Below are 13082 nucleotides of genomic sequence, written 5' to 3' on the forward strand. Positions count from 1 at the left end.
CGCGAGCGGCGCGCCGTTCGCCAGCGGTGTGGTGTAACCAAAACAAAACGGCCCGCCATCAGGCGGGCCGTTGCACAGCAGGTCGGGCTGAATATCAGTCCTGACGGCTGGTGACTTCCAGCAGGTGGTAGCCGAACTGGGTCTTCACCGGGCCTTGCACGACGTTGATCGGCGCGCTGAATACCACGGTGTCGAATTCCTTGACCATCTGGCCAGGACCGAACGAACCCAGGTCGCCGCCCTGACGGCTGGACGGGCAGGTGGAGTTGGCCTTGGCCACTTCGGCGAAATCAGCGCCACCTTCGATCTGGGCCTTGAGTTCGTTGCACTTGGCTTCGCTGGAAACCAGGATGTGGCGGGCAGTGGCTTTAGCCATGGGGAAACTCTCCAATCAAATCAGTAAAGGGGGGAGCCTACCGGATTCAGTGGCCGATTTCTCGGCAAAGTTCCATTCGCTCGTCTGATACCGGTCGCTACAGATTAGCTGCTTGCAGGCGCAACGCGTGTTCGACATAGAGCTCGACAGGATCGTTTTCCGTGGTGCGCTGACCGATGCCCCGACGCAGGCTGCGCAAATGGTCGAGCGGATAATCGGAGCGGATCACGGTGCCGAGGTGAGAACTGAAGCGGCCGACAAAACCGTCGTTCTGCGCGGGTTCTGTAATGAAATATTCCGACAGGGCGAGGCAGATGCCCTGTACCGGGTCGAGGGCCTGCACGGTCAGCTCCGGCACAACACCACTCCACGAATAATAGCGAACGCCATCGACCCGCTCGGCACCTTGGCCACCCCAGGTTTCGGGAAGACCCTGCGGGTATTTGTCATTGAATTGGCCGACACCTTCCGTCGTCAGCGCATTAAGTGCTGCCAGTGCATGGCGAGGCAGTGTTTTGTGCCCGCTGAGCAGAGATAAAAAGTTGGAAAACAACGTAGCTACGTTCTGGGCCACGGTCTCCGGCAGCCGTCCGGGGATCAATGCCTTGCGCAGGAAGTCAGCCAGCTCGGAACCGTGATTGGGACCGCTGACCGAGGTCACGGAAGCGACCTTGTGTGGCGCAAGCGCCGCAGCATACCGAGCCGTCAGTGCGCCCTGGCTGTGTCCGATCAGGTTGACTTTTGTCGCGCCTGTGCCTCGGAGCACGGAGTCGATCTGCGAAAGCAATTGCTCGCCTCGCACTTCGTTGTCATGAACAGCCGACAAGTGCGGCACGAATACCTGCACGCCGGCGGCCTTGAGTGCCTGTTTGACGTCATGAAACAGTTCGAAAGGGCCAATGCGCTCGAATCCGAACAGACCATGCACCAACAGTACGGGATAGAGAGTTGTGGCATTTCGTTGCATTTTTCGTCCTTGATCGCAGAGATTCATCGATGTTGTCTGCGTGCCACTCTAAAACAGTCGATGCGCAGGCGATGCCTGAAGAGTCTTTCTAGTGGGGTGGAAACTGGATCAGTGTGCGTATGAAATTTCACTTTTGAATGAAATCCGGTTCTGAATATTTGGAGGGGTCTAGCCTCGGCGAATGTATTTTTCCCATTTTTGCCTACTCGACCCAGTGCCTTTAGCTCTGTCTCGCCGGGTGCCCGGCTGACATCGTGGAGGCGATGAAGCGCGTTAAATAAAGGCTCTTTGACGCAGCCCGCCGGCGTGTCATTTCCAGGGAATGGAGCAGCGAATGAACATGACGGATGAACGGGTAACGGCTTCGCAAGTGCGAGGCATGGGGATGGATGCTGAACGGGTCGGGGTCTTCGGACATTGTCGGACACGCGAACACGCTTTATCGCTGCCCGAACCCGCAATCGATTCGCTGGAGGGTGCAGTTCTTGATCCCTCTCTGAATCGGGTAGTCGTGCGGATCGCCCCCTATCCAGGAATGGCCTGTGGGGACAGGATCGTGTTGAGCTGGTGCGGCCACGATATCGAAGGTATGCCGTATCAACATGAAATCACGCGATTTGTCAGCGAAGCCCAGTTGGGCAGGGAGATCGTTCTGGTCGTTCGGGGCAATCACATCGCGGCGCTGGACGGAGGTTCGCTGGAGGTGTTCTGGACATTGACCAGTGCCTCGCATCCGGAGCCACTGATTTCCTTGCGCAGGCAACTGGATGTCGGAGATGTTCGTTACAGCCTCATGCCGGTCACCCTCGAGGACGCTGTCGGGGGCAGTCTCGACCCCGCACGCATCATCGACGGGACCTCGGTCACGCTTCAGCCCTATGCCGGAATGTGTGTCGGCGACCGGGTGCGGTTGATCTGGGAGGGGGGCGCGCATGAGGCATCACTTCGAGACACGCTGATCGTCGAGTCCTTTGCTGTCGGTCGGCCTCTGGTGCTGGGGATCGCACCCGAGTTCATCACGCCGCATCTCGGCGGGGAAGTGGTGATTCGATACAGTGTCGAACAGCAAAGCGGCGCGATTCGCGAATCAGGTGTGACGCGAATCAGCATTGCTCCTCTTGAAAGGGATGTATTGGCGGCACCCCAGGTGCTCGAAGCCGATGACGGGGTACTCGATGTGCAGGATGCAATCGACGGCGTCAGTGTATTGATCAGTGATGCGCGGGTAGAGGAGGGGGAGCTGGTTTATCTCAAGTGCGACGGCGAGTCATTCTTTCACCGCGATGACCGCGAAATAATCAGCGGAATGGCCATGCAACCTTTGGTCTTCATCGTGCCGTATCGATTCTGGCGCGAACATGTGGACACCCTTGTGCAAGTGTCCTATTCGGTCGAGAGGCTTGATGATGTGAGTCAGATGTCCAGCGTGACCCTGCTGCGAGTAGTGCAGGGCTGATGTGTCGACGTTGAGCATTGGCTGGCCCTCCGGGTGAATGACACACACACCGGAGGGCGGTTTGACTGTCAGGCCTGTTGTCGAATGCGGTGTGCGGCATCCAGCAGCAGGCGTTCTGTTGCATCGAATCCGAGACAGCCATCGGTCACCGAAACGCCATAACGCAGCGACTCGCTCAGGGGCTGGCATCCCTCGAACAGATGCGACTCGAGCATCATGCCGATCAATGAACGATTGCCTTGCAGTCGTTGTTCCAGCACCTCGTTGAACACGCCCGGCTGGCGGAGCGGGTCCTTGCCACTGTTGGCATGGCTGCAATCGACCATGATCCGGCTCGGAATTTTCAGGCGGTTCAACTCGGTGTTGATGACGGCAACGCTTTCGCGGTCGTAGTTTGGCCCTTGGTGGCCACCACGCAGCACCAGGTGGGTGTCCGGATTACCCGGGGTCTGGATGATCGCCGGGTGGCCCTGGCTGTCAACGCCGAAGTGGCGATGGGCATGGGCTGCCGAACGCATTGCGTCAACCGCGACGGTCACACCGCCATCGGTGCCGTTCTTGAAGCCGACCGGCATGCTCAGCCCGCTGGCCATTTCCCGGTGGATCTGTGATTCGGTCGTACGGGCGCCGATGGCGACCCAGCTCAGCAAGTCATCGAAGTACCCGGCAGCCATGGGCTGCAGCAGTTCGGTGGCAATCGGGAGCCCGAGGCGGATCATTTCCAGCATCAGTTCGCGCGACAGCGTGAGGCCGGCAGCCATGTCGTCGCTGCCATTCAGATGCGGATCGTAGGCGAGGCCTTTCCAGCCGACGGTGGTGCGAGGTTTTTCGACGTAGGCACGCATCACGAGCAGCATGTCATCACGGACTTCTTCAGCCAGGCGCGAAAGTTTGCTGGCGTATTCAAGCGCGGACTCGGGGTCGTGAATCGAGCAGGGGCCGACAATCACCAGCAAGCGCGGGTCATGGCCATCGAGAATCGCGCGGACCGCCTGGCGGTGGGCGACGACTTGCTGGTTCAGCGCATTGCTCAGGGGCAATTGCTGTTTGAGTTGCAGCGAACTTGGCAGACGCAGGGTCAATGCTTCGTTGGCAGGGTTCAGGGTGGACAGTGGCAGAGCAGAAACGGACGAGTTCATATTCGGTCTTCCTGGGCGGATGGCGGGGGCTTCCCGCTCACTCGGCCCTACTGGGGTGTTCGACAATTGGCCGGATTGGCTACGTGTGTTGGCTTGCCACCTGTGGGTGACCGATCGGAGGCGGCAGGCTGTCCCGAGCGGAGGCTGGTAAATCGCCAGGCGGTAAAACTGTCGTGACGGTAATAAGTGGCGTAGTTCATTGGTTAAATCCTCAAAATGTCTGGTGTGTTGCTGAAAAAATCAGGGCCTGAAAAAACAAAACCCCCGGTCGGGAGGCCGACCGGGGGTTGAGAAATCTCTGGTAGGCGACCCGTTCAAATGGGCGCCGTGTGGGTATCAGGCGCGCCAGTGGCTAAACCAATACCCAAAATAAAAGCTTGCAGGAGCAGCGCAGACGCCGTTCACCCGGGCAGCCGCAACCGAGCGCGAGGCGCTGGCGGTACGAAGCTGTGAGAGGGTGTTGAACATGAGCTGTCTCCAAATAATGCGCCGAGCTTACTAGAGGCGGCTGCGCGTCAGCAATCAGAAATTGCTATCGGAGGCACAAGAGGGCTTCTATGGGTTGAGCGCCCGCCAAGGTGTGACACACTCTGCTTTCTGAACGTGTGCTCAAGGAAGGGGCATGCACTTGAAGAAGATCGAGGCAGGAATGAGTTTTGAGTTGCGCCAGGCAACGTCCGCCGACCTGTCGTTTGTACGAGAGCTGACTTGCCGAAACATGCTCCGCTACTACATTCACTATGACTTGTTGTGGCAGGACGAGGCATTTGATGTCGCCTGGGCCGGGCGCGAAAACTGGTTGATCCTTCGCGAAGGCGAATTGATGGGCTATTTCAGTCTGAGTCGTGATGCTCGGGCCGTGTATATCCGCGAATTGCAGATCGTCGAAAGCGCTCAAGGCCAGGGCGCGGGATCCTGGGCGATCGATCAGGTTGTTGCGATGGCTCGGCTGGAGCGTCGCCCGGCGTTGCGCCTGACGGTGTTCAAAAACAATCCAGCGCAAAACCTGTATCGAAGAAAAGGAATGTTTGTGCAGGGCGAGGACGAGTGTTTCCTGCGAATGCAGCTCGATTTCAGTACACCTGTGCTCTGAAACCCACGGCTGGCAAGCCCTCGATGAAGAATTGAAACTTTTTATATGTCGCTTGCCGCTAGGTCTGCCCGGCACTTTTTGCTAAGGTGTCCGGCATCCCAATAAGACCATATCGCGAGGTGTCTGCTTGATTAGGGTGCTAGTGGTCGACGACCATGATCTCGTTCGTACAGGCATTACACGGATGCTGGCCGATATCGATGGCCTGCAGGTGGTAGGCCAGGCCGAGTCCGGGGAAGAATCCCTCATCAAGGCTCGTGAGTTGAAGCCCGACGTGGTGCTGATGGACGTCAAGATGCCAGGCATCGGCGGCCTCGAAGCCACGCGCAAACTGTTGCGAAGTCATCCTGACATCAAAGTGGTCGCGGTCACCGTGTGTGAGGAAGATCCGTTTCCTACACGGTTGTTGCAGGCCGGTGCGGCGGGGTATCTGACCAAGGGCGCAGGGTTGCCGGAAATGGTTCAGGCCATTCGCCTGGTGTTTGCCGGCCAGCGCTATATCAGCCCGCAGATTGCCCAGCAGCTGGCCATCAAATCCTTTCAGCCGACCAATGATTCGCCGTTCGATGCGTTGTCGGAGCGGGAAATCCAGATTGCGTTGATGATTGTCGGCTGTCAGAAGGTTCAGATCATTTCCGACAAATTGTGCCTGTCGCCGAAAACCGTTAACACCTACCGCTACCGCATTTTCGAGAAGCTATCGATCAGCAGCGATGTCGAGCTGACGCTGCTGGCGGTTCGACACGGCATGGTTGATGCCAGCCTCTGACCATGACTGAAGCATTCGATTCGGGCGCCTTTCTCTCGACCGTCAGCGGGCGCCCCGGCGTGTATCGCATGTTCGACAGCGATGCGCGTCTGCTGTACGTCGGCAAGGCCAAGAACCTCAAGAAGCGTCTGGCCAGCTACTTCCGCAAGACAGGCCTGGCACCGAAAACCGCGGCTCTGGTCGGGCGTATCGCCCAGGTCGAAACCACCATCACCTCCAACGAGACAGAGGCGTTGCTGCTCGAGCAAACCCTGATCAAGGAGTGGCGGCCGCCGTACAACATCCTGTTGCGCGACGATAAATCCTATCCCTATGTCTTTTTGTCTGACGGGCAATTCCCGCGCCTGAGCATTCATCGCGGGGCCAAGAAGGCCAAGGGCAAGTATTTCGGTCCCTATCCGAGTGCCGGGGCGATTCGCGAAAGCCTCAGCCTTCTGCAGAAGACGTTCTTCGTGCGTCAGTGCGAGGACAGCTACTACAAGAACCGGACCCGGCCGTGCCTGCAATATCAGATCAAGCGTTGCAAGGCGCCTTGTGTCGGGCTGGTCGAGCCTGAGGTTTACGCCGAGGATGTGCGTCACTCGGTGATGTTCCTCGAAGGACGCAGCCACGCGTTGACCAATGAGCTGTCGACGGCGATGGAAGAGGCTGCAATCAACCTCGAATTCGAACGCGCCGCCGAACTGCGCGACCAGATTGCCTTGCTGCGCCGGGTGCAGGATCAGCAGAGCATGGAAGGCGGAACGGGTGATATCGATGTGATCGCCGCGTTCGTCAATCCGGGCGGTGCCTGTGTCCACCTGATCAGCGTGCGGGGAGGGCGGGTGCTTGGCAGCAAGAACTTCTTCCCACAAGTCGGGATTGAAGAGGAAGTGGCCGAGGTCATGGCCGCTTTCCTCGGGCAATACTTCATCAGTAGCCCTGAACGCGATTTGCCGAGCGAACTGATCGTCAACGTCGTGCACGAAGACTTCCCTGCGCTGATCGAGGCCATTCAGGCGCTGCGCGGACGTGAGCTGACCATCAGCCATCGGGTACGCGGTACACGGGCGCGCTGGCAGCAACTGGCAGTGACCAATGCCGAACAGGCGCTGGGTGCGCGGCTGGCCAACCGTCAGCACGTTGCCGCGCGTTTCGAGGCACTGGCAGAAGTGTTGAACCTCGATGAGCCGCCGCAACGGCTGGAGTGCTATGACATCAGCCACTCCAGCGGTGAAGCCACGGTGGCTTCCTGCGTGGTGTTCGGCCCGGAAGGGGCGATCAAGTCGGATTACCGTCGTTACAACATCGAAGGCGTGACCGCTGGCGACGATTACGCCGCCATGCACCAGGCCCTGACCCGACGCTTCAGCAAGCTGAAGGAAGGCGAGGGCAAGTTGCCCGACATCCTGTTGGTGGACGGCGGCAAAGGGCAGCTGTCGATGGCGCGTGATGTGCTCAACGAACTGGCTGTTCCGGATCTGATCTTGCTGGGGGTCGCCAAGGGGGCCACGCGCAAGGCGGGATTCGAGACTTTGTATCTGAATGATGCGGCAAACGAGTTCACCTTGCGGGGTGATTCGCCGGCGCTGCATCTGATCCAGCAGATTCGTGACGAAGCCCACCGCTTTGCGATTACCGGCCACCGTGCACGGCGCGGCAAGACCCGCCGCACGTCGACGCTGGAAGGCGTTGCGGGCGTCGGGCCGACCCGGCGTCGGGACTTGTTGAAACATTTTGGTGGATTGCAGGAGCTGTCTCGTGCAAGCATCGAAGAGATCGCCAAAGCACCGGGGATCAGCAAAAAGCTAGCAGAGTCGATTTATGCAAACCTGCATAGTGAGTAGAATGCCCATTCACCTCGTAGCCAGTTGTGCCGATGAATATCCCTAATCTGATTACCGTTCTCCGCGTCCTGCTTATCCCGATCTTCATTCTGTTGTTCTATCTGCCTTACCAATGGAGCTATCTGGCCTCAAGTTCGGTATTCGCCTTTGCGGCGGCAACGGACTGGCTGGACGGCTATCTCGCGCGACGACTGGAGCAAAGCACGCCGTTTGGTGCGTTCCTGGATCCTGTCGCTGACAAACTGATGGTCGCTGTTGCCTTGGTGTTGCTGGTGCAAGAGCATGGCAATCTTTGGCTCACTCTCCCGGCTGCTGTCATCATCGGTCGCGAGATCGTTGTCTCGGCATTGCGTGAGTGGATGGCCGAACTTGGTGCCCGGGCCCATGTGGCCGTGTCGAATCTGGGCAAGTGGAAAACTGCTGCGCAGATGCTTGCACTGGTGATCCTCCTGGCTAACCCCAAGGTTTTCAGTTTCTGGGTTTTCATCGGTTATGCGTTGCTGATGGTGTCGGCAGGCCTGACCCTGTGGTCGATGGTTCAATACCTTCGCGCTGCCTGGCCGCATCTGAAGACCGATGTTGAAAAGAAATAAAACTTTTTTGAATCAAAGGGTTGACGGCGCTTCTGATTTCTATAGAATGCGCCACACCAAGCGGGAATAGCTCAGTTGGTAGAGCACGACCTTGCCAAGGTCGGGGTCGCGAGTTCGAGTCTCGTTTCCCGCTCCAAGTTTGTACAGCGTTTGTTGTTGCGCTACTGACAGCAAATGTTTTGAGGCCGAGTAGCAAAATGGTTATGCAGCGGATTGCAAATCCGCCTACGCCGGTTCGATTCCGACCTCGGCCTCCACTCTTAAAAACCCCGTAGATTAATGATCTACGGGGTTTTTTATTGCCTGCAAAAAAGTGGGGTGTTCCGCAATTATTCACGGGTGTTCCGCAACCCGCGCGTCATTTAGGGAATCTAGGTTTGCTTGCTGATAGCTGCAACGACGAGCTGAGCCCTGTGGTACGACTTCCGCGACAGGTGTTTTTCTGCTGGCGTCGTGCCATATTGATGCTTTAGGTGAGAGGAGCAGGCACGGATCATGAAAGTATTTGTTAGCTGGTCTGGCCGTCGGAGCAAGGTTGTGGCCGAGCTTCTAAGTGACTGGATCAAATGCGTCCTACAGGCGTCACAGCCGTGGATTTCGACGCGCGATATTGATAAGGGCGCAATATGGTTTTCTGAGATCTCTGATCAGCTTAGGGAAACGGCAGCCGGTATTGTGTGTTTGACTCAGGAAAATAAAAACAAGCCATGGATTCTTTTTGAGACGGGTGCTTTGGCGAAGGGGCTGAGCACCAATCGAGTCTGCACGTTTCTAATTGATTTATCTCCCTCCGACATTGAAGACCCCTTGGCCCAGTTCAATCACACTATGCCTGATCGCACCTCAATGTGGGGTTTAATCAGTTCGTTGAATGGTTGCCTTGAGGGTGCGCGCTTAGACGAGCGGATATTAAGACAAGTATTCGATACTTACTGGCCAAATTTCGAAAAAACATTCGCAGAAGCTTTGGTTAAAACTCCACAGGAAGTTGATGTGGAACCGAGATCTGGAGACAGCATCCTAAGTGAAATTCTCGCGAATACCAGGATGCTGTCGAGTAGAGTGAGAGAATTGGAAAGCCGGGTCTCTATAAGCCCTGAACCAGTGATTGAAACTGGTCCCATGAACAATAAGTTGTACATTCATCACTTGGTAAAAAATACCAGTGTTCCGATACAACAGGTCATTGAAGTCGCCAAGACATTGGGCGTGCCCTACGCAGAAGTTGAAGAGTGGTTGAATATTTACCGAGTTGTTAAGCTTGATGGCAAGGGTAAGATAGTAGTCGAGCGTCCCCCTAAGTCAGGTACGTAGTTAGGTTCTACTCTGAAACTAAAAAACAAGAAATAAAAGTGAGCCCTATTTAGTAGGGTTCACGATCTCTCCAACGCGACGATAAACTTTCTTCGTAATCTTCTGTTGAATGCCCGAGCAATCGGCTTGCGGCCTTGATATCCTCAATTTCGCTGCCGGCCTTTGGGCGTATATCCCTGAACTGAAACTTCCTAATTGTGATGGTTAGCTCGGAGTTACCTTCGGTCGCGGCTTTTATCGCAGCCTGCTCTCGGGCTTCGTCCCAGCGGTTGCGCAGCATGTTGTAGCTCATGCGCAGACCCGCTTGGTTGGTGATTAATATCGAGGTCTTGATGCCAGCCTGAACCCGGCGATCGAGAAGACCGTTGATGAAGACACACAGGTCGGTTTCATTGGCTCCATTGTACAGGCGAATCCGCAGGCGCTTTTCTGTCTTGCCCTGACCAACCATCAGGTAATCATTGTTGAGATCGTTGATCGAAGCTTTGAGCACGTCGGCGGCTCGCTGGCCTGTCAGATATGCCAAATCCATTGCGTCTCTGAGATCTTGCCCCGCTTGTTCGTACACCGCTTTCCAAACGATATCCCCGGCATAAAAATCCCTGGGCGTTTCCTTGTTCCGGCGCCTGACGGCTCAGTAAAGATTAACAATGATGAATGCCAAGAGTTGTTGTTGCTAGTGGAGGCTGGTAAGAAAATATCTGTTGACGATAATGGGGTTGTTTTGGCAAGGACTAAGTATCGCCATCGCTTATAACGAGAGAAGAGGTTGAGACTCTGCGCCTCCTTGCGTACGCTGACCCTATAACTGGTTCTGATCGTTATTTTTCTGAGGCAACCAGAATGCAGTTGATGGGGGATGCTGGATGGGAGCAGATCCGTGAACAAGGGATTTTTCGGTACAACGAAATTCAAAAAGAATTCGCATGGCCGATATAGATCCACGTGACAAATTCTGTCTACGTCGATAGGATGTGCGGAAAAAATCTGAAGGACTAGGAATGACAATTCAAAAGAGGGATTTTTCAGTAGGAATTGACTTCGCAAGAGCGCTTGCGTGCCTTCTAGTAGTTGTGGTTCACATCTCTGCTACGGATTTTTACGCCTTTGGGCCGAGATGGTGGCCCGCTAATTTCTACGACTCAATCGCCAGAATCGCCGTGCCAGTATTTTTCCTTATATCGGGTGCGCTAGTTCTCATACGTGATGAACCAATCTGTACATTCTATAAAAAGCGAATCGGCAGGGTACTCCCACCATTGATTGTTTGGTCTGTAGTATACGCAGCTGCGTATCCAGCGCCAGATGTTGCTGCGGCTGATTCTATTCTAAATATTATCAAAGGGGTTTCTTCAGGGCATCTGTGGTATTTTTACGCCATCATCGGTTTATACTTGAGTGCCCCCTTTCTTGGTAAGATTTACAGGGCCTCGAGTCTTTTTGAGAAGCGAATATTTTTATTGTTTTGGATATTTGCTAATTGTGTTATTCCGTTGTTTCGACCGCTGCTTGATTTTTACTATGATCCGCGAGCAATTTACCATCTTGAAATGTTTGTAGGGTATTTCGGATTTTTATTTATGGGGGCATACATATTCGAAAGATCATCCATTAAATCGTCGGCTGTAGAAGCTATTGTCTGTTTTATTGTTTTCGTATTGGGTTGCGCCATGACGATGTGGCTTACTTATCGGTTTTCATTTAAGGCAGGTCAGCCTGTTTAGACGTTTTATGGGTATCTATCATTTTTCGTTGTGGTTGCGGCGGCAGCATTTTTTAAGCTATCTCTAATGATAACGGCTGTTCCAAGAGGTATTGGGGGAGTTATAGCGTTGGTCTCGAGTTGTTCGTTAGGGGTATACTGTATCCACCCGCTTGTAATTGATGGTGCTGAGTATTTGTTCTCCCTGGAAAGTAATGTAGGGTCTACCTGGTTCAAGATACCCGTCATTGCATCGGTTGTTTTTATAATTTCTGTTATTTTGGTGCATCTCGCTCGGAAAATAAGGTTCATGCAGCGAATTATTTAATATCGAATAAATTTTAAAGCCCTGGAAATCCGGGGTTTTTTTTGCCTGGAGAAAAGCATGCCTATCACCGCGCAGCAGCTTCTGCTGATCCTCCCAAACGCCCGCAGCCAAGCGGGCGTTTTTGTTTTCGCACTGAACACCGCCATGCAGCATTACCAAATCGTCGGAACAAAGCGGATCGCTGCGTTCATAGCCCAGATTGGCCATGAGTCTGGCCAATTGCGCTATGTGCGGCACAGCGCGCCTACGAAGGTCGGAAAGACCTCGGCAATACGCAGCCAGGCGACGGCTCCAAGTTTCGCGGCAGGGGATTGATCCAGATTACCGGTCGGGCGAATTACGCGGCGTGCGGTGAGGCGCTGGGTCTCGACCTGATCAATCGGCCGGAACTGCTGGAGCTGCCTCAGCACGCCACCGGCAGCCTGGTGGTGGACAACGCACGGACTCAACACTCTGGCGGATTCTGGTGACAATGCAAGTATCGGCAGCATCATCAATACGGGCCGACGCGGACGCACTCCAAACGGCGCTGATGAGCGACAAGCTTTGTACGAGAAAGCGCTGAATGTTCTCGTCTGATCATGCCGTCTTTGGCATGAAACCGACGACATGGTAGTCGCTCCAACCTGCCTCACCTTTCTCACTGGGTTTCACACCTGGTTCAGCTACAAGCACATACCCCCAGGCTGAAGCGTCGATATGCGGCCGGTAAATTCTCAGTGCGAATTGGTCGAGGCCTTTCTCGTTCAGGATGATGCTGATACCCCGGTTATCGATCTTGATATTTGTATTGCCGATGGTGAATTCAGCAGGCGCTTGTTTGGCATTGGCACCGAGCGCCGCGCCGATCCCTGCGATAGTAATTTCCCTTTCTGTAGGCATTTCCAACTCCATTGGTTATCGGTTCCGGATCTCTTGTATAGCAGAGGATTAGCGTGTGTTCAGTTACATGAAGCTTTTAGGCGTCATCGCAATGATCAGTCTCGGCTTCGGCAGTGCCTGGCAGTTTCAGGACTGGCGTTACGGCAAGCAGTTGGCGGAGCAGTCCCAGCTGCACACTGAAACCCTGAATCAGCTGACCTTGGCGGCGGCCACCGCGCAGCAGGCCGAGTAGGACAAGCGGCTGGCCCTCGAGCAGCGGCTGTCGGCCAGTGACAGAACCCACTCCGAGAAAATGACCAATGCCCAAAAAGACCAGGCTCTTCTGCGCGATCGTCTTGCCACTTCTGATCTGCGGTTGTCAGTCCTCCTCGACGCAGGTTCAACTGGTGGCTGTTCAGTGCCTTCCACCGCCAGCGCCGGCGGCGTGGATCATGCAACCGTACGAGTCGAACTTGACCCAGCGCATGCTCAACGAATTGTCGCCATCACCGACCAGGGTGACCGGGCATTGATCGCTTTGCAGGCGTGCCAGGATTACGTGCGGTCGCGGCGGCCAGTTCAGTGCGTAGCTGATCGCGCGCCGTCGCCGCAGCGGCGTGCATTTCAACCAGTTTGAATATCTGCTCCCTAGCCTGGC

The 13082-nt window shown here is 55.3% G+C and carries 12 protein-coding genes, 2 tRNA genes and 3 pseudogenes; 11 read left to right on the top strand and 6 right to left on the bottom strand.

Features of this window, described 5'->3' with window-relative positions; genetic code table 11:
• Positions 1–94: 94 nt before the first annotated feature.
• Both CAF90_RS02600 and CAF90_RS02605 read right to left on the bottom strand, forming a co-directional pair.
• The gene (locus CAF90_RS02600; RefSeq protein ID WP_007952068.1) at positions 95–376 is read right to left on the bottom strand and encodes a peptidylprolyl isomerase; all 282 of its coding nucleotides are present in this window, start codon (positions 374–376) and stop codon (positions 95–97) included.
• A 97-nt stretch (positions 377–473) separates the two neighbouring features.
• On the bottom strand, positions 474–1343 hold the full coding sequence (locus CAF90_RS02605) for a triacylglycerol lipase (RefSeq protein ID WP_085603303.1): 870 nt from the start codon (positions 1341–1343) through the stop codon (positions 474–476).
• 334 nt (positions 1344–1677) lie between these two features.
• On the opposite strand from CAF90_RS02605, the gene CAF90_RS02610 reads away from it, so the two are divergent.
• Positions 1678–2799, top strand: a complete 1122-nt coding sequence (locus tag CAF90_RS02610; protein ID WP_085603305.1) for a hypothetical protein — start codon at positions 1678–1680, stop codon at positions 2797–2799.
• 68 nt (positions 2800–2867) lie between these two features.
• On the opposite strand, the gene CAF90_RS02615 is transcribed toward CAF90_RS02610, so the two are convergent.
• On the bottom strand, positions 2868–3938 hold the full coding sequence (locus tag CAF90_RS02615; RefSeq protein WP_085603308.1) for a 3-deoxy-7-phosphoheptulonate synthase: 1071 nt from the start codon (positions 3936–3938) through the stop codon (positions 2868–2870).
• Positions 3939–4587: 649 nt separating this feature from the next.
• Between CAF90_RS02615 and CAF90_RS02620 the strand changes: the two genes are divergently transcribed.
• The 7 genes from CAF90_RS02620 (at position 4588) to CAF90_RS02650 (ending at position 9533) form a co-directional block, all read left to right on the top strand.
• Complete coding sequence (locus CAF90_RS02620) at positions 4588–5031, top strand: N-acetyltransferase (protein WP_085605134.1); 444 nt, start codon at positions 4588–4590, stop codon at positions 5029–5031.
• Between the two features lie 127 nt (positions 5032–5158).
• The gene (uvrY, locus tag CAF90_RS02625; RefSeq protein WP_032829778.1) at positions 5159–5800 is read left to right on the top strand and encodes a UvrY/SirA/GacA family response regulator transcription factor; all 642 of its coding nucleotides are present in this window, start codon (positions 5159–5161) and stop codon (positions 5798–5800) included.
• A 2-nt stretch (positions 5801–5802) separates the two neighbouring features.
• The gene (gene uvrC, locus CAF90_RS02630) at positions 5803–7626 is read left to right on the top strand and encodes an excinuclease ABC subunit UvrC (RefSeq protein WP_085603310.1); all 1824 of its coding nucleotides are present in this window, start codon (positions 5803–5805) and stop codon (positions 7624–7626) included.
• Between the two features lie 32 nt (positions 7627–7658).
• A complete protein-coding gene (pgsA, locus tag CAF90_RS02635) occupies positions 7659–8219 on the top strand; it encodes a CDP-diacylglycerol--glycerol-3-phosphate 3-phosphatidyltransferase (protein ID WP_085603312.1) in 561 nt (186 codons plus the stop codon).
• A 60-nt stretch (positions 8220–8279) separates the two neighbouring features.
• Positions 8280–8355: transfer RNA gene (locus CAF90_RS02640), tRNA-Gly, on the top strand.
• Between the two features lie 47 nt (positions 8356–8402).
• Positions 8403–8476: transfer RNA gene (locus CAF90_RS02645), tRNA-Cys, on the top strand.
• Positions 8477–8714: 238 nt separating this feature from the next.
• On the top strand, positions 8715–9533 hold the full coding sequence (locus tag CAF90_RS02650) for a toll/interleukin-1 receptor domain-containing protein (protein ID WP_085603314.1): 819 nt from the start codon (positions 8715–8717) through the stop codon (positions 9531–9533).
• A gap of 45 nt (positions 9534–9578) precedes the next feature.
• Here CAF90_RS02650 and CAF90_RS02655 read toward each other — a convergent pair.
• A pseudogene (locus CAF90_RS02655) lies at positions 9579–10158 on the bottom strand (tyrosine-type recombinase/integrase); the annotation flags it as partial.
• A gap of 376 nt (positions 10159–10534) precedes the next feature.
• Between CAF90_RS02655 and CAF90_RS02660 the strand changes: the two are divergent.
• Positions 10535–11257, top strand: coding sequence for an acyltransferase (locus tag CAF90_RS02660; protein ID WP_085603316.1), 723 nt, complete (start codon positions 10535–10537; stop codon positions 11255–11257).
• Between the two features lie 126 nt (positions 11258–11383).
• Here the strand turns inward: CAF90_RS02660 and CAF90_RS29650 are convergent, their stop codons facing one another.
• The gene (locus tag CAF90_RS29650; RefSeq protein WP_256578426.1) at positions 11384–11770 is read right to left on the bottom strand and encodes a hypothetical protein; all 387 of its coding nucleotides are present in this window, start codon (positions 11768–11770) and stop codon (positions 11384–11386) included.
• Between CAF90_RS29650 and CAF90_RS02665 the strand changes: the two are divergent.
• Positions 11651–12142: pseudogene (locus CAF90_RS02665) on the top strand (glycoside hydrolase family 19 protein). The gene CAF90_RS29650 and the pseudogene CAF90_RS02665 sit on opposite strands and share 120 nt — an antisense overlap.
• On the opposite strand, the gene CAF90_RS02670 reads toward CAF90_RS02665, so the two are convergent.
• On the bottom strand, positions 12143–12445 hold the full coding sequence (locus CAF90_RS02670) for a hypothetical protein (RefSeq protein ID WP_085603319.1): 303 nt from the start codon (positions 12443–12445) through the stop codon (positions 12143–12145).
• 67 nt (positions 12446–12512) lie between these two features.
• Between CAF90_RS02670 and CAF90_RS02675 the strand changes: the two are divergent.
• Positions 12513–13061: pseudogene (locus CAF90_RS02675) on the top strand (lysis system i-spanin subunit Rz).
• Positions 13062–13082 lie beyond the last annotated feature (21 nt).

It is taken from the genome of Pseudomonas sp. B37(2017) (genome assembly GCF_002112885.1).
GTDB lineage: Bacteria > Pseudomonadota > Gammaproteobacteria > Pseudomonadales > Pseudomonadaceae > Aquipseudomonas > Aquipseudomonas paraglycinae.